The following is a 17,951-nucleotide window of genomic DNA, read 5'->3' on the forward strand; positions in this document are numbered from 1 at the left end:
CGCCGGGCTCTGATTGGATGCTGCTGTGAGCGCCCACGGTGAGTTCGTCTTCCTCGGCTGCTACACCGGGGAGAGTGGTGGCGAGGGTGAGGGCATCGCGCTGCTGCGCCGTGACCCGGCGACGGGGGAGCTGACCCGTCTCGGCCTGGCCGCGCGTACCCCGTCGCCGTCCTTCCTCGCCCGCCACCCCACCCGTGCGGTCCTGTACGCGGTGAACGAGTTCCACGCCGGGACGGTGAGTGCGTTCGCGGTGGCCGAGGACGGCGACCTGGAGTTGCTGGGTGTCCAGCCGACGGGCGGGCGGCATCCGTGCCACCTGGCGGTCGCGGCGGGCGGGCGGCATCTGCTGGTGGCGAACTACGACAGCGGCAGCGTCTCGGTGTTTCCGCTGGATCCCGACGGGGTGCCCGGCCCGCGCTGCGACCTGGTGGACTTGGAGGGTTCCGGCCCGGTGACCGAGCGTCAGGCGGGCCCGCACGCGCACATGGTCTCGCCCGACCCGCACGGCCCGGACGTGCTGGTGAGCGATCTCGGCTCGGACCGGGTGTGGCGGTGCCGGCTGGACCCGGCCTCCGGTCGGCTGACGGTGACCGCGCCGGCGGTGGTGGCGTCCCCGGGGACCGGCCCGCGCCACCTGCTGCGTTCGGCGGACGGGGCGCTGCTGGTGGTGGGGGAGTTGCGGGGCGACCTCGCCTGGTACCGGCCGGGTGGTCCGGACGGCAGCCTGCGCCGGATGGGCGACGTGGCGGCCAGCACCACGCTGGGGACGAACTATCCGTCGGAGCTGGCGACGGGCCGCGACGGCCGTTTCGTGTACGTGGCCAACCGCGGCCCGGACACGATTTCGGCGTTCGCCTGGGACGGGGCGACCGCGGTCCTGGTCGCTGAGGTGCCCACGGGCGGCTCCTGGCCCCGGCATCTCGCTCTGATCGCGGATCATCTGTACGTAGCGAACGAACGGTCACACAACGTCACAGCGTTCCGGATCGACGCGGACACCGGGGTGCCGCGGCTCCAGGGGGAACCGGTGAGTGAGGCGAGCCCGACCTGCCTGCTGCGGTGGATCCCGGAGCATGTCAGCCGATAAGCAATACCGGACATTTAGAATCTTCTAGATTTATGACCTGGACCGGTTAATAGACCCCAAGGCTCCGCACCGCGAGAGATCACCCAACTACGGAGAGTCCTGAAGTAGTCCCGAACTTCCAATCCGAGTAATTTTCGTCCGAACGTATATGGCAATCGGCTCGCCGGGTGCGCAGTATGGACCGCGTGTCAGGTCGCCATCGTAGAAACTTCAATCTCCGGGGAGCGGGCGTCGTTGGTGCCGCGATGGCGATCGTCGTCATCCTCGCCGGGTCTTGGCTCGGCTACCGGCAGCTCGCCGACTCCGGCTGTACCGGCTCCATCAAGCTGAACGTCGCCGCGGCACCCGAGATCGCCCCCGCCGTCGAGCAGATCGCCCAGAAGTGGACCTCGAGCGGCGCTCAGGTCAACGGGACCTGCGTCGCCGTCGGCGTGAACCCGATCAACCCGGCCACCATGGCCGCCGCGATCGCGCGCGAACACCAGGTCACGCTGGTCGGGCTCGGCTCCGCCCCGACGTCCGTGGTGACGCCGGACGTATGGGTCCCTGACTCCTCCACCTGGCTCCTGCGGCTCAAGTCCGAGGCATCCGGGTTCGTGCCCACCGACGGCACCTCGGTCGCGCAGAGCCCGATCGTCGTCGCCATGCCGGAGAAGGTCGCCGAGCAGGCGGTCGGCTGGCCGGACAAGCAGCTGGGTTGGAAGGACCTGCTGGGCAAGCTGATGACCAGCAACACCCTGCGTACGGGCATCGTGGACCCGACCCGCGACGCGGCCGGCCTCGCCGGTCTGCTGGCGCTGGGACAGGCCGCGGGCGACGGGCCGGACGCCCAGGCGGCCAAGGTGGGTGCGCTGCGGGCGCTGGCCGCGGGCAGCTCCGCCCTGCGCGACGACCTGCTGCAGAAGTTCCCGCACTCGGGCGAGCCCAACGACGTCGCGAGCAGCCTCAGCGCCGCCCCGCTCTCCGAGGAGGACGTGGTCGCGTTCAACGCGGAGGGCCCGCCGGTCAAGCTCGCCGCGCTGTACCTGAACCCGATGCCCCCGCCGCTGGACTACCCGTACGCGGTCATGCCCGAGGTCGACCTGACCAAGGCGGCCGCCGCGACCGGCCTGCGCCAGGCGCTGCAGCAGACCGCGTTCAAGAACGCCCTGGCGACGGTGGGCCTGCGCGGCCCGGACGGCACGGTCGGCTCCGGTTTCGCGACGCCCACGGGTGCCCCCGAGGCGACCCCGGCGGCCAAGCCCGCCGGCGACGACGCGCAGGGCGGACGGGCCGCGGGCGGTCTCGATGCCGGGGTGCTCAGCCAGGCGCTGGGCAGCTGGGCGGCGATCACCCTGCCGGGCCGGGCCCTGGCCGTGTTCGACGTCTCCGGTTCGATGCTCAAGACGGTGCCGACCGCGAACAACCTGACCCGGGCCGAGGTGACGCAGCGCGCCGCCGCGCAAGGGCTCAGCCTGTTCGACGACCGGTGGGCGGTCGGCGTGTGGGTGTTCTCCACGGAGCTGGACGGCAAACGGCCCTACAAGGAGGTCGTGCCGATCAGCCCGCTGACCTCGGCACGCAGCCAGATCCAGGCGTCGATCGGGAGGCTGACCCCGAAGCCGAACGGCGCCACCGGCCTCTATGACACGGCGCTGGCCGCGTACAAGAACGTGCAGGACAGCTGGCAGGCCGGGCGGGTCAACTCGGTCCTGCTGTTCACCGACGGCAAGAACGAGAACGCCGACGGCATCAGCCGCGACCAGCTGGTCACCGAGTTGAAGAAGCTCAACGACCCGAAGCGCCCGGTCCGTATGGTGATCATCGGTATCGGCAACGAGGTGGACCGCAACGAGCTCCAGGCGATCACGGACGCGACGAGCTCGGGTGGGGTCTTCATCGCCCCGGACCCGGCGAAGATCTCCGAGATCTTCCTGCAGGCGATCTCCTCGCGTACCGGCGCCAACCGCTGATCGCATCTGGACGTTGAACGGCCGCCGCACCCCACCCGGGGAGCGGCGGCCGTCGCGCATGCGGGCCGCGCCGGTCGGGCTTCGCCGCGAATCCGGCGGAGCGCCTCAGGCCCGGGCCAGCCAGGCCGCGGGGTCGGCGTGGACCGCGCGGATCACGGAATCGGCCGCCCCGCGCATCGCGGCGTCCGCGCCCAGCGTGGCCGGGCGCAGCGACACGGGCGCGAGATCGGCGGTGAGTACCCGGCGGCGCAGCTCGTCCTCGATGCTCCCGCGCAGCCCCGGCAGCAGCGGTGCGTATCCTCCGCCGAGGACGATCGTGTCGACGTCGAGCAGGTTGACCACGGCGGCCAGGGCGATGCCCAGGGCGCTGCCCGCGGCCGCGAGGGCGGCCCGGGTAGCGGGCAAGGTCAGGTCGAGCGCGTCGGGCGTGGGGACTCCGGCGGCCCGCAGGATGGCCTCCTGGCCGGCGTACTGCTCCAGGCAGCCGGTGCCGCCGCAGCGGCACGGCGGACCGTCGGGGTGAACCGGCAGGTGGCCGATCTCCCCGCTCCAGCCGTGGACTCCGCGGTAGAGGACGCCGTCGAGCACGATGCCCGCGCCGATGCCGATCTCGCCGGAGACGTGGATGAAGCTGCGGGCGCCGCCGCCCGCGCGCAGTTCGCCGAGCGCGGCCAGGTTGGCCTCGTTGTCGACCGTCAGCGGCAGCCCGGCCAGCGCCTCGGTGGCGCCGAGCAGCGCGGCCGCGGGCACGTCCTGCCAGCCCAGGTTGGGCGCGACCGGGATCCGCCCGTCGGCCGCCACCAATCCGGGTACGGCCAGGGCGGCGCCCACCAGGTCCAGGCCCTCCGCCGCCGCCAGGCCCCGTAGCCGGCCGCCCAGTTCGCCGAGCGCGGCCAGGGCGGCCGGTGCCCCGGCCGGGCGCTGGTCGGCGTGTTCGACGATCCGGTGGCGGACGGTCCCGGTGAGGTCGACGACGCACCCGGCCAGGTAATCGACGTTGATCTCCAGCCCCAGTGCGGCGGGCCCGGCGCGGTTGAGGATGAGCCCCGCCGCGGGCCGCCCGGCGCCCGAGCGGGGGGCGGGCTCGACCTCGAGGAGCAGCGCTCCGGCGATCAGGTCCTCGACGAGGGCGGAGACGGTGGCGCGGGTGAGACCGGTGGCCGAGGCGACCGCCGCCCGGGAGACCGGATTCGGGCTTTCCGCCACCTGGCGCAGGACCAGTGCGAGATTGTGGGCCCGCACGCTGGACTGCCGTACGGGCGCGTCCGCAGCCGCCATCGGGCGGCGATGCGCGGCCATCGGATGCACGCCCTTGACAATGCCACACGCCCGCCAAATAATTCAAGCAATAAACAAATCCGAGCCGCGCCACCGCCGGCCGCTGATCCCGTGGAGGTAACCGTGTCGGTCCAGCCCACGCGCGAGGACAAGTTCTCCTTCGGCCTGTGGACGGTCGGTTGGCCGGCCCGCGACCCGTTCGGTGAGGCCACCCGGGCCCCGCTCGACCCGGTCGAGGCCGTGCACCGGCTGGCCGAGCTGGGCGCGTACGGCATCACGTTCCACGACGACGACCTGGTGCCGTTCGGCGCCGACGCGCACGAGCGCGACGCCACCATCGCCCGGTTCCGCAAGGCGCTCGACGAGACCGGCCTGACCGTACCGATGATCACCACCAATCTCTTCACCCACCCGGTCTTCAAGGACGGCGGCTTCACCAGCAACGACCGCTCCGTCCGCCGGTACGCGCTACGCAAGGTCCTGCGCAACATGGATCTCGCGGCCGAACTCGGCGCCGAGACGCTCGTGCTGTGGGGTGGCCGCGAAGGCGCCGAGTACGACCACGCCAAGGATGTCCGCGCTGCGCTCGACCGCTACCGCGAGGCCCTCGACGTCCTCGCCCAGTACTCGGTCGACAGCCGGTACGGCCTGCGTTTCGCCATCGAACCCAAGCCCAACGAGCCCCGCGGCGACATCCTGCTGCCCACGGTCGGGCACGCGCTGGCGTTCGTGCAGAGCCTCGAGCGCCCCGAGCTGTTCGGCGTCAACCCTGAAGTGGGCCACGAGCAGATGTCCAACCTCAACTTCATGCACGGCGTCGCCCAGGCGCTGTGGCACGGCAAGTTGTTCCACATCGACCTCAACGGCCAGCACGGACCCAAGTTCGACCAGGACCTCGTGTTCGGCCACGGCGACCTGATCAACGCGTTCGCGCTGGTCGATCTGCTGGAGTTCGGCGGACCCGGCGGCGGCCGCGCGTACGACGGTCCCCGGCACTTCGACTACAAGCCGTCCCGGACCGAGGACACTGCCGGGGTGTGGGCGTCGGCGGCCGCCAACATGCGGATGTATCTGCTGCTCAAGGAGCGGGCCGCCGCGTTCCGCGCCGACCCCGGGGTGCAGGCGGCGCTGCGCGCGGCCAAGGTCGACGAGCTGGCCGTGCCCACCCTGGGCGCCGGTGAGACGTACGCCGACCTGCTGGCGGACCGCAGCGCCTTCGAGGACTTCGACCCGGACGCGGCCGGCACCACCGGGTACGGCTTCGTCGCGCTGCACCAGCTCGCGGTCGAGCACCTGCTGCGGGCCCGCTGATCCGGGCCGGCCGACCCATGAGCCTCGTCGCGGGCATCGACTCGTCCACCCAGTCCTGCAAGGTGGTGATCCGCGACGCCGAGACCGGCGCGCTGGTCCGGCAAGGCCGCGCCGGGCATCCGGAGGGCACCGAGGTGCACCCGGACGCGTGGTGGGCGGCGCTCAACCAGGCCGTCGAGCAGGCCGGTGGCCTCGGCGACGTGGCCGCCGCCTCCGTCGCCGGTCAGCAGCACGGCATGGTCTGCCTGGACGAGGACGGCGCGGTCGTGCGCCCGGCCCTGCTGTGGAACGACACCCGCAGCGCGGGCGCCGCCACCGAACTCATCGACGACCTCGGTGGCGGTGACCGCGGGCGGCGGGCGTGGGCCGACGCGGTCGGCATCGTGCCCGTGGCCAGCTTCACCCTCACCAAGCTGCGCTGGCTGGCCCGCCACGAGCCCGCCGCAGCCGCCCGGGTCGCCGCGGTCTGCCTGCCCCACGACTGGCTCACCTGGCAGCTCGGCGGCGCCCGCGGTCTGGAGTCGCTGCGCACCGACCGCAGCGACGCCAGCGGCACCCTGTACTGGTCGGCACGCACCAACGAATACCGCCACGACCTGCTGGCGCTGGGCTTCGGGCGGCCGCTGACGGTGCCCCGGGTGCTCGGCCCCACCGAGGTCGCGGGCACCCTGCCTACCGGATCCCCGCTCGGGCCTGGCGCGGGCGACAACGCCGCCGCCGCCCTGGGCGCCGGTGCCCGGCCCGGCGACGTGGTGGTGTCGATCGGCACGTCCGGCACGGTGTTCGTGGCGACCGACGCCGCCCCGAACGACCCGACCGGCACGGTCGCGGGTTTCGCCGACGCGACCGGCCGGTTCCTGCCGCTCGTGGCCACCCTGAACGCCGCCCGGGTCCTCGACGCGGCCGCGAAGCTGCTCGGCGTCGACCACGAGCAGCTGTCCCGGCTCGCGCTGAGCGCACCCGCGGGTGCCGGCGGGCTGGTCCTCGTCCCGTACCTGGAGGGAGAGCGCACCCCGGACCGCCCCCATGCCACCGGCGCGGTGCACGGCCTCACGCTGCGCACCTCGACCCCGGCTCACCTGGCCCGGGCCGCGGTCGAGGGCCTGCTGTGCGCCCTCGCCGAGGGCCTGGACGCGCTGGTGGGACAGGGCGCGCGGGCCAACCGGGTCGTGCTGGTCGGCGGTGGAGCGCGCAGCGAGGCCGTACGCACGATCGCCCCCTCGGTGTTCGGCCTGCCCGTCCTGGTGCCCCCGCCCGGCGAGTACGTCGCCGATGGCGCCGCCCGCCAGGCCGCCTGGGTGCTGACTGGCGGGGACGAGCCACCGTCCTGGTCGGGCGCAACCCCGCAGGTGTACGAGGCCGACCCCGTGCCGCAGATCAGGGACCGGTACGCGGGCGCCCGCGACGCCGTGATGGACCGCGAATCCCGGTAACCTGCCACGGTGACGATCTGGGGCGGTGCGGCGCATCGCGGCTACAGCGTGGTCGTCTTCGTCATCCTCGCCTCCCTGGACAACGTCGCGATCGGCCTGGTCCCCCCGCTGTACGGCAGCATCGCCGCCGACTTCGGCGTCGGTGAGGCCAAGGTCGCCCTGGCCACCACGGCGATGTTCCTGATCAGTGCGGTCGCCTCGGTCGGCTGGGCGTACGCGGGCGACCGCACCAACCGCAAACCTGTGCTGCTGGCCGGCACCGCCATCTGGGTCATCGGCACCGCCTGGTCCGGCCTGGCCGGTGGATACCCGGTGTTCCTGCTGGCCCAGGTCGTCGCCGCGATCGGGCTCGGCGGCGTGGCCTCGGTCAGCTTCTCCGTGGTCAGCGACCTGATCACGCCGCGCCGCCGGGGCCTGGCCATGAGCTTCTGGGGACTCTCGCAGGGGGTCGGCACCCTGGCCGGGACGATGCTCGGCGGTCTGCTCGGCCACGACGACTGGCGGCGCCCGTTCCTGGCGGTCTCGGCCGCGGGCGTGGTCGCCGCCGCGGCGTACCTGCTGACGTACGACGTGCCGCGCGGCGACAGCCAGCCCGAGCTGGCCGGAATCGAGTACGACGAGCGGATCCACCGTGACGACCTGCCCAGGATTCTGGGCCGCCGGACCAATGTGTGGCTGATCCTGCAGGGCTTCCCGGCGCAGATCGCGCTCGGCTCCCTGGTCTGGCTGCCGGTGCTGTTCCGCTCCCGGGCCGAGGCGCAGGGCTATTCCGCCGGTACGGCGGTGCTCGTCGGCAGCGTGTTCGCCACGTTGTTCCAGGTGGGCGGGGCACTGTCCATTCTGGGTGGTCTGGTCGGTGACCGCCTGCAACGGCGTACCCCGCGGGGCCGTGCCCTGGTCGCAGCCGTCGGGGTGCTGGCGGCCGTGCCGTTCTATGTCGTGCTGTTCTTCGTGCCGATGCGCATCGCCGTGCCCGACGGCGCCGGGGCGGGCACGGTGCTGCGGGCCGTGCTGACCGAGGTGGTCACCGAGCCGACCGTGGGCGCGTGCCTGGCCACCGCGGTGTTCGCGCTCGCCCTGACCTCGGCCAACTCGCCGAACTGGTTCGCGATGATCGCGGACGTCAACCCGCCCGAGCACCGCGGCACGGTGTACAGCCTCGGCAACCTGGTCAACGGCGTCGGCCGGGCCGGCGGCAACGCGCTCGTCGGTGCGGCGTTCCGGGGCCTGGCGGGCGGGTTCCCCCCGCCGCTGAACTACGCGATCGGGCTCGCCGGGTTCCAGCTGTTCTTCATCCCCACCGGGATCATGTACTGGCTGGCGTCGCGCACCGTGGCGTCGGACATGGCCGACACTCACGCCGCCCTGCTGGCCGCCCGCGCGTCGGCCGTGGAGGCCACCCCACGCAAACCGTGAGCCTCTGCGTACGCGGTAATGCCAGCGCACCGGGACGACGGATCCTCCCGGCGCGCCCCGAGCTCGGCGTGCCCGCACTCATGCTTGCCGGACCGCCCCGAGTTCAGCGTGCCCGCACCACGCTCCCGGGCGGCCGAGGTTCAGCGGGCCCAGACCGTGACGTCCTGCGGGACCCGGCCGTCGGCGGTGAGCGGCTCGCTGCTCAACAGCACGCGCGCACCGGCGGGCAGCTCGGCCGGGGCCGGACCGAAGTTGGTCACCACCAGCACCTCTGCGTTGCGGAACGCCAGCACGTCGGCCGGCGAGTCGACCCAGGTCAGCGTCCCGGTGCCCAGCCCGAGGTCGCGGCGCAGCCGCAGCGCCGACCGGTACAGCTCGTACGTCGAGCCGGGCACGTCACGCTGGCGGTCCAACGCGAACTCCGCCCACACTCCCGGCTGCGGCAGCCAGCTGGCGTCCGAGGGCCCGAACCCGTACGACGGGGCGTCGGCCTCCCACGGGATCGGCACCCGGCAGCCGTCGCGGCCCTTCTCGGTGTGCCCCGACCGGGCCCAGGCCGGATCCTGCCGGACGTCGTCGGGCATCCGGGTGTCCTCGGGCAGACCCAGCTCCTCGCCCTGGTACAGGTACGCCGAGCCGGGCAGCGCCAGCATCTGCAGCGTCGCGGCCCGCCCCCGGCGCAGCCCCAGTCCCGCGTCGGGTTGCGGGTCCTCCGCGCCGATCCCGTGTCGCCGGGGCTCGCCCACGGGATAGCCCAGCCGGGTCACGTGCCGCACCACGTCGTGGTTGGACAGCACCCACGTCGTGGGGGCGCCGACCGCGCCGTTGGCGGCGAGGCTGCCCGCGATGACCGTACGCAGCGCTTCCGCCGCCCAGGGCGCCTCCAGATACTCGAAGTTGAACGCCTGGTGCATCTCGTCCGGGCGCACGTAGCGGGCGAGCCGTCCGGGGGGCTGCACCCACGCCTCGGCCACCAGGATCCGGTCGCCGGGGTATTCGTCGAGCACGGCGCGCCACTCGCGGTAGATCTCGTGCACCCCCTCCTGATCCCACATGGGCGGTGGCGGGCCCTCGTGACTGAGCCCGCCGAGGATGGCGTTCGGGTAGTGCCAGTCCGCGAGGTCGGCCTGCTTGATGAGCCCGTGCGCCACGTCCACCCGGAACCCGTCGACCCCGCGGTCGAGCCAGAACCGCAGCACGTCGACGAACTCGTCCCGGACGGCCGGTTCCGCCCAGTTGAGGTCCGGCTGGCTCACGTCGAACAGGTGCAGATACCACTGTTCGGGCTTGCCGTCCGGGTCGGTGATCCGTTCCCACGCGGGCCCGCCGAAGACGCTGGGCCACGAGTTCGGTGGCTCGTCGCCGCCCGGGCCCCGGCCGTCGCGGAACAGGTAGCGCTGGCGCGCCGGACTGCCCGGCGCTGCGGCGAGCGCCTCCCGGAACCAGGCGTGGGCGCTGGACGTGTGGTTCGGCACCAGGTCGACGAGCACCCGCAGGCCGAGCCCGTGTGCCGCGGCGATCAGTTTGTCCGCGTCGGCCAGGCTGCCGAACAGCGGGTCGACGCCGCGGTAGTCCGCGACGTCGTACCCGGCGTCAGCCTGGGGTGACGGGTAGAACGGCGACAGCCACACCGCGTCGACCCCGAGGTCGCGCAGGCTGCCCAGCCGGGCCGTGATGCCCGGCAGGTCGCCCATGCCGTCGCCGTCACTGTCGGCGAACGAGCGCGGATAGATCTGGTAGATGACGGCACTGCGCCACCAGTCGTCCGAGGGCTGCATACGGCCAGGCTATCGGCCGTGGACCGGGTGCCGCGTCGGCTCTCCGGGCCGGTCAGGAACTTGCGGTAGATGCTTCCTCCATGACCGGCTCCGTGACCGTTTCCTGGGTGGGAAAGCGCGGCGCGACCGGACGGGGCGACGGCCGGGTGCCCGGTGCCCGGCGCATGGCCGACAGCGACGCCTGCTTGAGTGACCAGCCGGCGCTGTCCGCATGGACGCCGCGTCGCGGGGTGCCGGCCCCGTCGGTGAACTCCTCCTCGGTGAGGGCCTGCAGTGCGCTCAAGGCGAGGCCGAGGATCGTTGCCGCGCTGAGCAGCGTGATCGGTACGATCATCAGCATCGGCCGGAGCCCCGTGACCTGGGTGCCCACCGCCTCGCTCAGCTCGACGCGCATAGCCGCCATGCCGGTGTAGTGCATGCCGCACACCGCGATTCCCATGATCGCCGCGGCCGCGGTGACCCGCCCCCAGCCCTGGACCGAGACCGTGAACCACAGCGCGACGGTGGCGGCCACGACCGCGATCACGGCGGACGCCGCGGCCAGGCTGGGCTTGTAGTGGATGGCCCCGGACACATGCATGGCCGCCATCCCGGTGTAGTGCATGGCCAGCACCCCGACGCCGGTGAGGATGCCCGCCACCACGGTCTTCGGGAAGCTGCGCCGCCCGTGCCCCACCACCATCAGTCCGAAGCCGACCGTGAGCACGGACAGGCCGAGGCTCACCACGGTCAGGCGGGGGTCGTACCGGACCGGGCTGGCCGGGACCTCGAAGCCGAGCATGGCCACGAAGTGCATGAGCCAGATGGCGCCGCCACCGATCGCGAACGCGGCGATGATGAGCCAGCGGTTACGCCGCCCCCGGGTCCTGGCGCTGCGCGCCCGGCCTGTGCTGAGCAGGCCGAGGAACGATCCGAGAAACGCCAACAGGTACGCGGCGACCGGATTGAAGGCGCCGTAGGTGAAGTGATGGACGTGGGCCACTGCGCCGTACCTCGCGTACGTATCGGATCCGTTTTTCGGATCGTGCGCACGGATTCAGTCACATGTCCGAAGTGCCGGGTCGCACGGCGTGTGCGCCTCTTGACGCTTCGCAACCATCGGGTGACCGTCCACAGCGGAGCCGGGGCCGCCATGCGGCGACCCCGGCTCCGTCGACTTACCGGGGGTGGGGGTTAGGTGAAGAGGCTGACGCCGCCGGGGCCGACGAGCAGGCCCACGATGATCAGCACGATGCCCCAGAGGAGCTGCCGCCGGAACAGCGCGAGAATGCCGGCGACCACAAGGATGACTGCGATAATCCAGAGCACTAGGTCCATGTCTGCGCGATACCCGATCGACGTGGCTCGAAAACCCGTGTGACCTGGCGCTCGGGCTGCGATGACCTCGTGACTGGTCCGGGTACCGTTGATGGGCATGGTCACCGACCTCGTCCTCACCCGCCGCCGACGGCTGCGCACCGTCGCGCTCGTCGGCATCGACGGTTCCGGCAAGACCACTCAGGCCCGTCTGCTGGCGCAGGCCCTGCGTGCGCAGGGTCTGCCCGCCACGTACCGGCGCAACGCCGGCGGCCGGCGCTGGTTCGGCCGGCTGGCCGCGGCGTTCGGCAGGCGCGATGCCGAGGCGCTGCTGGGGCGCCGGCTGATGCTCGCCGTCGAATCGCTGCTGCGCTGGCTCGCGATCCTCGACACCCGGCTGCGCCGCCGGGTCACCGGCGACATCTCGGTCATGGACCGGTACGCGGTCTGCCAGTACGCCAGCCTGCGGGCCCGGGGCGCCTCCCCCCGCGCGGAACGCCGCGCCCGCCTGGCGTACCGGGTCTTCCCGAGGCCGGATGTCACCTTCCTGCTGACCGTGGATCCGGCGGTCGCGTACGAGCGCATCGAGGCACGTGGATACGACCACGAGGAGATGGCGTTCCTGCGGGCGGCGGCGGACGCCTACCGGTCGCTGCCGGAGCACGACGACTTCGTGGTGATCGACGCGAACCGCAGCCCTGATGAGGTGGCGGCGGCGTTGTCGGCCGCGCTCGACGCATGGCAGAACCGCCCCGGCCCCGCCCCGGCCCCGCGGCTGCCCGCGGTGGTGGCCGGCACCCGGGCGGTGGTCCTGGCCGCGGGGCCGTTGGCCGCGGGCGCCGCGGCGGTGGGCCACCAGCTGACGGACGTCCTTTGAGCGCGGGTCGTGCGGCGATGCGGGTGAGCCCGGCCCGGCTCAGCGGATGGCGGAGTCGCCCGGGCGCAAAGGGCCTTAGGCCCGGCCGTAGACCGGGATGCTCGCGCCGCTGGTGGGGGCCGAGGCATCGTCCGCCAGGAACAGGATCACGCGGGCGATCTCGGCCGGGGTGACCCAGCGGGAGGCATCCGCCCCGGGCATCGCGGCCCGGTTGGCGGCGGTGTCGATGACACTGGGCAGGACGGTGTTGCACCGCACACCCCGCCCCTTGTATTCGGCCGCCACGGCGTTGGCGAACGCCAGCACGGCGGCCTTGGCGGTCACATACCCGGCCGCGCCGGGGAACGGCGCCAACGCCGCCCGCGACGAGACGCACACCACCGAGCCTGCGCCGGCGGCCACGAGATGCGGCAGGGCCGCGGCGGTCACGAGGTACGTCGGCCGCAGGTTGACCCGCAGCATCGCCTCGAAGTCCTCGATCGGGGTCTCGTGCACCAGCCCGGCGGCCGCATATCCGCCGACGAGGTTGATCACCGCCCGCAGCGGGGCATCCGCGACGGCGGATGCCGTGGCGACCACGGCGGCGACCTCGTCCGCCGCGGCGAGGTCCGCCTCCACCGCCTCGACGGCGCCCGGTGCAGGGTCCGTGGGTGTCGCGTCGCCGGGTGGCGGGGCGGGCAGCCGGGCGGCGGTGCCCGGGCGCACCGGCGCGACCACCCGCCAGCCCGCGCCCGCGAAGGCGGTCACGACGGCGGCGCCGAGCCCGCCCGTGCCACCGGTGATCAGCACGGTGCGATCCATGTGGACACCGTAGACCGCGCCGATGCCGGTGTGCTTTTCATCACGTCCGGGCCGGGGAAATCGGCCCAGCTGGGGGGAAATCTGAGGTCACCCGAGCGTGGGTCACCCGGTCGGTCGACTGAATAGCGGCGTGGCGTGCCGCATTGTGGCAGGTGGTCCCGTTTCCGCTGTGCGGCGGGATCTTTCTCGTGTGTTTTTTGGTTCAAGACGATCAGCACCCGGTCGATGCTGCGTGTGAACCCATTCGGCTACCGGGCCGTACTGGGTAGTGACGAGTGTCGCACCGCCGGTCGTGATGCCCGTCGCTGTGACGGATGGGGAGTCGATGGTGTCATGAGGTGAGCATCGGGTATGCGTGTGTCCACGCATCGACCCGCCGGGTGCAAGCTCCGAATGTCTGGTGCAGGCGTTCCTCAGCAAGTATGCACGCGGCTCTCAGCTATCGCTCAGACATTCGTGACACTTTCGACCCACCAGCCGGAATCACTGCAGGGTGAGATCTGTTGTGTTGTTGCAGCACCGCAATGCACGAACTGCGGACGTTACGGGAGGGCTGATGGACGCAGGTATTGCCCGTAACAGGCTTAGTGAAGGCAATGAGGGGACCGTGGGCAACGTGGAGAAGAACACCGTGATGCGGACCGACGAGGTCGCCGAGGAGCGCGACCTGGTTGGCGTCTACCTGCACGAGATCTCCAGGACGCCACTGCTGGATGCCGCCAGAGAGGTCGACCTCTCCAAGGCCATCGAGGCCGGCCTGTACGCCGAGCATCTGCTGGAGACCGGTGACGTCCGCCGAGGCGTGAGCCGGGAGGAACTGGAGCGGCTGGTCGTCGAGGGTGCGCGGGCCAAGGACCTGTTCATCCGCGCGAACCTGCGCCTGGTCGTGTCGATCGCCCGCCGGTACGTGCGGTCCGGCATGCCGATGCTGGATCTCATCCAGGAGGGCAACACGGGCCTCGTGCGCGCCGTCGAGAAGTTCGACTACGAGCGCGGTTACAAGTTCTCCACGTACGCCACCTGGTGGATCCGCCAGGCCATCAGCCGGGCCATCGCCCAGCAGGAGCGCACCGTGCGGCTGCCGGTGCACCTGGTCGAGGACGTCAACCGGATGCGCAACGTCACCCGCCAGCTCGTTCGCGAGCTCGGTGCCGACCCGGAGCCGGAGCAGGTCGCGGCGGCGCTGGGCGTGACCGTGGAGCGCGTCCACGAGCTGACCCGCTGGGCCCAGGACACCGTGTCGCTGGACACCCCGGTCGGCGACGACGGCGACACCAACCTCGGCGACCTGGTCGCGGACAGCGACGCACCCTCGCCCGAGGAGATCGTGCTGACCGCGCTCGAGCGGCAGCGCATCGAGGGACTGCTCAACCACCTCGACGACCGTTCGGCGGGCATCATGCGCGCCCGGTACGGCCTGGAGGACGGCCGGGAGCACTCGCTCACCGAGGTGGCGTCCCGCTTCTCGCTGTCCCGCGAGCGCATCCGCCAGCTGGAGATCCAGGCGCTGGGCCGGCTGCGTGAGCTGGCCCGGGCCGAGGGCCTGCAGGCCGCCTGACCGAGTACACCTGAGAAAGGCCGGTGTCCCCGCTCGGGGGACACCGGCCTTTTCTTGTGGCTCTGGCGGTGAGCCGGTCGCCCGGCTCACCGGACGCTAGCGAACCCGGCCGTAGCCGTACGGGGTCATGATGTCGATCGAGCGCTTCCGGACCGGCTCGCCGGCGTGCGAGGCGTCGATGATCTGGTTGTTGCCGACGTAGATGCCGACGTGACCGAGGCTGCGGTAGAAGACGAGGTCGCCGGCCTTGAGTTCGCCGCGGCTGATCCGGGCGGTGGCGCTGTACTGTGCCGCGGCGTTGTGCGGCAATGACTTGCCCGCCGAGCGCCAGGCCGCGGACGTGAGCCCGGAGCAGTCGTAGCCGACGTCGTACGGGCCGTCCTCGCCGTAGTGGTACATCGCGCCGATGGCGTTGAAGGCGTACTTCACCGCCGTGCCGGCCGAGCCGGGCAGGTCCGGGATGGCGCCGGTGTACTTGCTGCCGCTGGAGGTGTCGCTGCCGAAGGCGGAGCGCCGCATCGCGTACAGATTCTTGAGATCGCCTTCGATCTTGCTCTTGCGGGCGGCGAGCTCCTTGACCTCGGCGTTCTGCTTGTCCTGGGTGCTCTTGAGCGCGGCCTGCCGCTGGGCGTAGTTCTGGGTGGTCGCGGTGAAGGTCGCGATGTCGCGCTGGCGGCTGCGGGAGAGCTGGTCGAGGATGTTCATCCGGTCCATCAGGCCGTCCGGGTCCTCGAGCAGCACGTTCACCGTGCCGACCGTGCCGGCCATGTACGCCGACGACGCGATGGTCTGCACCTGGGCACTGGCGCTCTTGAGCGCCGCCCGGGCGGGCCCGAGCGAGGCGGCGAGGTTCTTCTCGTCCGACACCGTCTTCGCCAGGCTGATCTTCATCTTGTTGTACGACTCGACGACGTCCTCGAGCTGGTTGGACGCCGCTTCGATCTTCTTGTTGATGTCACTCGTGGAGGGTGCCGCATGGGCGGTCGTCGCGCCGGAGCCGGTGAGGGCGACGGCGAGGACGGCGACCACCAGGGCCCGAAGCCTCGTGCGGGCGTGTGACAACGGAACGTGGCCTTTCTTCCGCATGGCCGCCTACCGGGTTAGCTGACGCCTGGGGTTCCGGCGGATCTGGGGCGGGAAGAAGGCCCTACCGCTGGCGCGGATTCACCCCAGGTGCTGCTCGGCGGTTCCCCGGCTCGGTGCGACGGCCGACGGAGCCTCCCGGGGGTGGTGGGCGCGCCTGGCTGCCGCTGCGATTCGGCGGCGTCGACCCAGCGCCACCGGAGGGATGTGGCTGCGGACCGGATCAACCGCACCAACTTATCGATGCGCCGAGCAAAATCAAGGTGCGGTGGAATGATTCACGCCAATAGTCGCGGATTTACCGATGATCCCGATAACCCATTGCCATCAGGTCGAATCGCTGCGTGACAATGGCCCGGCAATTGGCGCGAAACGGTCCTATGCGGCGGCCAGCTCCGGCTCGATCCAATCGCGGCTCACCTTGCGCTCGGCCCAGAACGACAGGAACGGGATCGTGCCCGCCAGCATCACCAGTGCCATCCGCCCCAGCGGCCACCGGGCCCGGCGGCCGAGGTCGAAGGTGAACACGAGGTACACCATGAACAGGAAGCCGTGCACCGGGCCCACCGTGGCCACCACGATGTCGTTGTCACCCAGGTACTTCAACGGCATGCCCAGCACGAGCACGATCAGGACCACGCCGACGATCCAGGCGATGATCCGGTAGCGGGTGAGGGCTCCCTGCACGTTGCACGTCCTTCGTCGTTCGTTGTCAGTTGCGGTGTGCCGGACCGGGGTAGTCCGTCGGGCGGGCCCCCGGATGCGCCGCCAGCCAGGCCAGATAGTCGTTGTAGGCGGCCAGGTCGGCGTCACCGCCGTCGTCGGGTGCGACCGATGTCACCGGCACCCGGACCGGACGCCGGACGCTCACCGCGCCCGCCGGGGAGGACTCGGGGCCGGGCTCGGGGGTGTCCACCCGCGTGGTCGCGCCGTCCCGCGCCGACGCCCCCCGCCGGCGTTCATGCTGCACCTCGCGGACCCAGAGGAACGCGACGAAGCCGGCGAAGACCGGCCACTCGAACGTGTAGCCCCAGCTCAGGGCGTTCCCCCCGGCTGCGCGGGTGAACTGCCACCAGCCCAGCCCGCAGAATCCGGCGACCAGGACGACCGCGACCACGTGGCGCACGATCCACGCCGGCGTCCACAGCCCCTTCATGCTCCGAGCGTACCGGCGGGGTTTCGGAGGTCGGCCGGACGGGCAAGCGGGAGGCACGCGAAGGGATCTGCGAAGGGGGAAGGCTCATGGCCGACGCGACGCGCCCCGGCGCGGCGGGAGGCGTAGCCGAGATCGGCATCGACCCGGCCGCGCTGGCGGACAACGATCTGCTGCGCGAACTCACCAGCCTCTACCGCACCCGGCTGGACGCCCTGCGGCACGGCCCCGACGCCGCGCTCAGCAACCACCTGCGCCGGACCGCCGAGCTCGAGACCGAGTACCTGACCCGGCACCCCGGACGCGAAATCGATCCGGCCCGACTCACCCAAGACTTCTGAGGGGCGGTACCGATGACGGTGCGCGACCGGCTCGCCCGACTCCGCGAGGCGTATGCGCCGCAGGAGCGGCGGCCCCTGGACGGTTACGTGGCCGCGCTGAGCGCGTTCGGCGCGCTCGCCGCGAGTCTTGCCGCCGCCGCCAAGGTGACCGGGTGTCCCGTTCCGGAACGTCCGGCGGCCGCCGACGTGGTGCTGATCTCCATCGCCACCCACAAGCTGAGCCGTCTGCTGGCCAAGGACGCCGTGACCAGCCCGTTGCGCGCCCCGTTCACCCGGTACACCGAGCCTGGCGGGAGTGCCGAGGTCAACGAAGAGGTCCGCGGCGAGGTCGGCACCGTTCGGCATGCCATCGGTGAGCTGGTGAGCTGCCCGTTCTGCCTGGCGATGTGGGCGGCGACGGCCCTCACCGGAGGGCTGGTGCTGGCACCACGGCTGACGCGGTTCGCCGCGGCCGCGCTCACCGCCACGGCCGTCTCGGACTTCCTGCAGATGGGGTACTCGATCGCCAAGGAAGCCGCGGAGGGTGGGCCGCGGCGCTCCCCGGAGCGTGCGGGCACGGAACGTCCCGACCGCGCCCCGTGAGCGCC

The 17,951-nt window shown here is 72.0% G+C and carries 17 protein-coding genes and 1 riboswitch; of the genes, 9 read left to right on the top strand and 8 right to left on the bottom strand.

Annotation, left to right across the window (positions count from 1 at the left end; genetic code table 11):
* Positions 1-25 precede the first annotated feature (25 nt).
* Together ACMCNO_RS08655 and ACMCNO_RS08660 are read left to right on the top strand one after the other, a co-directional pair.
* Complete coding sequence (locus tag ACMCNO_RS08655; protein ID WP_412748884.1) at positions 26-1,087, top strand: lactonase family protein; 1,062 nt, start codon at positions 26-28, stop codon at positions 1,085-1,087.
* 245 nt (positions 1,088-1,332) lie between these two features.
* The gene (locus ACMCNO_RS08660) at positions 1,333-3,039 is read left to right on the top strand and encodes a substrate-binding domain-containing protein (RefSeq protein ID WP_412748885.1); all 1,707 of its coding nucleotides are present in this window, start codon (positions 1,333-1,335) and stop codon (positions 3,037-3,039) included.
* A gap of 105 nt (positions 3,040-3,144) precedes the next feature.
* Here ACMCNO_RS08660 and ACMCNO_RS08665 read toward each other — a convergent pair whose 3' ends face one another.
* A complete protein-coding gene (locus tag ACMCNO_RS08665) occupies positions 3,145-4,317 on the bottom strand; it encodes an ROK family protein (protein ID WP_412748886.1) in 1,173 nt (390 codons plus the stop codon).
* 123 nt (positions 4,318-4,440) lie between these two features.
* Between ACMCNO_RS08665 and xylA the strand changes: the two genes are divergently transcribed.
* Genes xylA through ACMCNO_RS08680 form a run of 3 tightly spaced genes read left to right on the top strand, consistent with a single transcriptional unit; the run spans position 4,441 to position 8,477 of the window.
* Positions 4,441-5,628 carry a xylose isomerase gene (gene xylA / locus ACMCNO_RS08670; RefSeq protein ID WP_412748887.1) on the top strand — a complete coding sequence of 396 codons (1,188 nt, stop codon included), beginning with the start codon at positions 4,441-4,443 and terminating at the stop codon, positions 5,626-5,628.
* A 17-nt stretch (positions 5,629-5,645) separates the two neighbouring features.
* Entirely contained in the window at positions 5,646-7,061 is a 1,416-nt protein-coding gene (xylB, locus tag ACMCNO_RS08675; RefSeq protein WP_412748888.1) for a xylulokinase, read from the top strand.
* 9 nt (positions 7,062-7,070) lie between these two features.
* Positions 7,071-8,477, top strand: coding sequence for an MFS transporter (locus tag ACMCNO_RS08680; protein ID WP_412748889.1), 1,407 nt, complete (start codon positions 7,071-7,073; stop codon positions 8,475-8,477).
* 140 nt (positions 8,478-8,617) lie between these two features.
* Here the strand turns inward: ACMCNO_RS08680 and ACMCNO_RS08685 are convergent, their stop codons facing one another.
* From ACMCNO_RS08685 to ACMCNO_RS08695, 3 genes are all read right to left on the bottom strand, one after another.
* On the bottom strand, positions 8,618-10,255 hold the full coding sequence (locus ACMCNO_RS08685) for a glycoside hydrolase family 13 protein (RefSeq protein ID WP_412748890.1): 1,638 nt from the start codon (positions 10,253-10,255) through the stop codon (positions 8,618-8,620).
* Positions 10,256-10,307: 52 nt separating this feature from the next.
* Entirely contained in the window at positions 10,308-11,237 is a 930-nt protein-coding gene (locus ACMCNO_RS08690; protein ID WP_412748891.1) for an MHYT domain-containing protein, read from the bottom strand.
* Between the two features lie 191 nt (positions 11,238-11,428).
* Positions 11,429-11,572 (bottom strand): GPGG-motif small membrane protein, encoded by a 144-nt coding sequence (locus tag ACMCNO_RS08695; protein WP_412742707.1) that lies wholly within the window; start codon positions 11,570-11,572, stop codon positions 11,429-11,431.
* A gap of 97 nt (positions 11,573-11,669) precedes the next feature.
* Between ACMCNO_RS08695 and ACMCNO_RS08700 the strand changes: the two genes are divergently transcribed.
* Positions 11,670-12,428, top strand: a complete 759-nt coding sequence (locus ACMCNO_RS08700) for a dTMP kinase (RefSeq protein ID WP_412748892.1) — start codon at positions 11,670-11,672, stop codon at positions 12,426-12,428.
* A 75-nt stretch (positions 12,429-12,503) separates the two neighbouring features.
* Here ACMCNO_RS08700 and ACMCNO_RS08705 read toward each other — a convergent pair whose 3' ends face one another.
* Positions 12,504-13,229 carry an SDR family NAD(P)-dependent oxidoreductase gene (locus tag ACMCNO_RS08705; protein WP_412748893.1) on the bottom strand — a complete coding sequence of 242 codons (726 nt, stop codon included), beginning with the start codon at positions 13,227-13,229 and terminating at the stop codon, positions 12,504-12,506.
* A 556-nt stretch (positions 13,230-13,785) separates the two neighbouring features.
* Here ACMCNO_RS08705 and ACMCNO_RS08710 point away from each other — a divergent pair.
* Complete coding sequence (locus ACMCNO_RS08710; protein WP_130511056.1) at positions 13,786-14,787, top strand: RNA polymerase sigma factor RpoD/SigA; 1,002 nt, start codon at positions 13,786-13,788, stop codon at positions 14,785-14,787.
* A gap of 96 nt (positions 14,788-14,883) precedes the next feature.
* On the opposite strand, the gene ACMCNO_RS08715 is transcribed toward ACMCNO_RS08710, so the two are convergent.
* From ACMCNO_RS08715 to ACMCNO_RS08725, 3 genes are all read right to left on the bottom strand, one after another.
* Positions 14,884-15,873, bottom strand: a complete 990-nt coding sequence (locus ACMCNO_RS08715) for an NlpC/P60 family protein (protein ID WP_412748894.1) — start codon at positions 15,871-15,873, stop codon at positions 14,884-14,886.
* Positions 15,862-16,007, bottom strand: a riboswitch (cyclic di-AMP (ydaO/yuaA leader). It overlaps the preceding gene by 12 nt.
* 241 nt (positions 16,008-16,248) lie before the next feature.
* Positions 16,249-16,557, bottom strand: a complete 309-nt coding sequence (locus ACMCNO_RS08720; RefSeq protein ID WP_412748895.1) for a DUF3817 domain-containing protein — start codon at positions 16,555-16,557, stop codon at positions 16,249-16,251.
* Between the two features lie 25 nt (positions 16,558-16,582).
* A complete protein-coding gene (locus ACMCNO_RS08725; protein WP_412748896.1) occupies positions 16,583-17,026 on the bottom strand; it encodes a hypothetical protein in 444 nt (147 codons plus the stop codon).
* An 86-nt stretch (positions 17,027-17,112) separates the two neighbouring features.
* Here ACMCNO_RS08725 and ACMCNO_RS08730 point away from each other — a divergent pair, with 86 nt between their 5' ends.
* Together ACMCNO_RS08730 and ACMCNO_RS08735 are read left to right on the top strand one after the other, a co-directional pair.
* A complete protein-coding gene (locus ACMCNO_RS08730) occupies positions 17,113-17,364 on the top strand; it encodes a DUF6158 family protein (RefSeq protein ID WP_412748897.1) in 252 nt (83 codons plus the stop codon).
* A 12-nt stretch (positions 17,365-17,376) separates the two neighbouring features.
* Entirely contained in the window at positions 17,377-17,946 is a 570-nt protein-coding gene (locus tag ACMCNO_RS08735; protein WP_412748898.1) for a DUF1360 domain-containing protein, read from the top strand.
* The last annotated feature ends 5 nt before the right edge of the window (positions 17,947-17,951 follow it).

Source organism: Krasilnikovia sp. M28-CT-15 (assembly GCF_047159595.1).
GTDB lineage: Bacteria > Actinomycetota > Actinomycetes > Mycobacteriales > Micromonosporaceae > Actinoplanes.

Coding starts and splice junctions, on each gene's coding strand:
- ACMCNO_RS08660 (WP_412748885.1), top strand. CDS start 1,333: ATGGCGATCGTCGTCATCCTCGCCGGGTCTTGGCTCGGCTACCGGCAG.
- ACMCNO_RS08665 (WP_412748886.1), bottom strand. CDS start 4,317: ATGGCGGCTGCGGACGCGCCCGTACGGCAGTCCAGCGTGCGGGCCCAC.
- xylB (WP_412748888.1), top strand. CDS start 5,646: ATGAGCCTCGTCGCGGGCATCGACTCGTCCACCCAGTCCTGCAAGGTG.
- ACMCNO_RS08685 (WP_412748890.1), bottom strand. CDS start 10,255: ATGCAGCCCTCGGACGACTGGTGGCGCAGTGCCGTCATCTACCAGATC.
- ACMCNO_RS08695 (WP_412742707.1), bottom strand. CDS start 11,572: ATGGACCTAGTGCTCTGGATTATCGCAGTCATCCTTGTGGTCGCCGGC.
- ACMCNO_RS08700 (WP_412748892.1), top strand. CDS start 11,670: ATGGTCACCGACCTCGTCCTCACCCGCCGCCGACGGCTGCGCACCGTC.
- ACMCNO_RS08705 (WP_412748893.1), bottom strand. CDS start 13,229: ATGGATCGCACCGTGCTGATCACCGGTGGCACGGGCGGGCTCGGCGCC.
- ACMCNO_RS08710 (WP_130511056.1), top strand. CDS start 13,786: ATGGACGCAGGTATTGCCCGTAACAGGCTTAGTGAAGGCAATGAGGGG.
- ACMCNO_RS08715 (WP_412748894.1), bottom strand. CDS start 15,873: ATGCGGAAGAAAGGCCACGTTCCGTTGTCACACGCCCGCACGAGGCTT.
- ACMCNO_RS08725 (WP_412748896.1), bottom strand. CDS start 17,026: ATGAAGGGGCTGTGGACGCCGGCGTGGATCGTGCGCCACGTGGTCGCG.
- ACMCNO_RS08730 (WP_412748897.1), top strand. CDS start 17,113: ATGGCCGACGCGACGCGCCCCGGCGCGGCGGGAGGCGTAGCCGAGATC.
- ACMCNO_RS08735 (WP_412748898.1), top strand. CDS start 17,377: ATGACGGTGCGCGACCGGCTCGCCCGACTCCGCGAGGCGTATGCGCCG.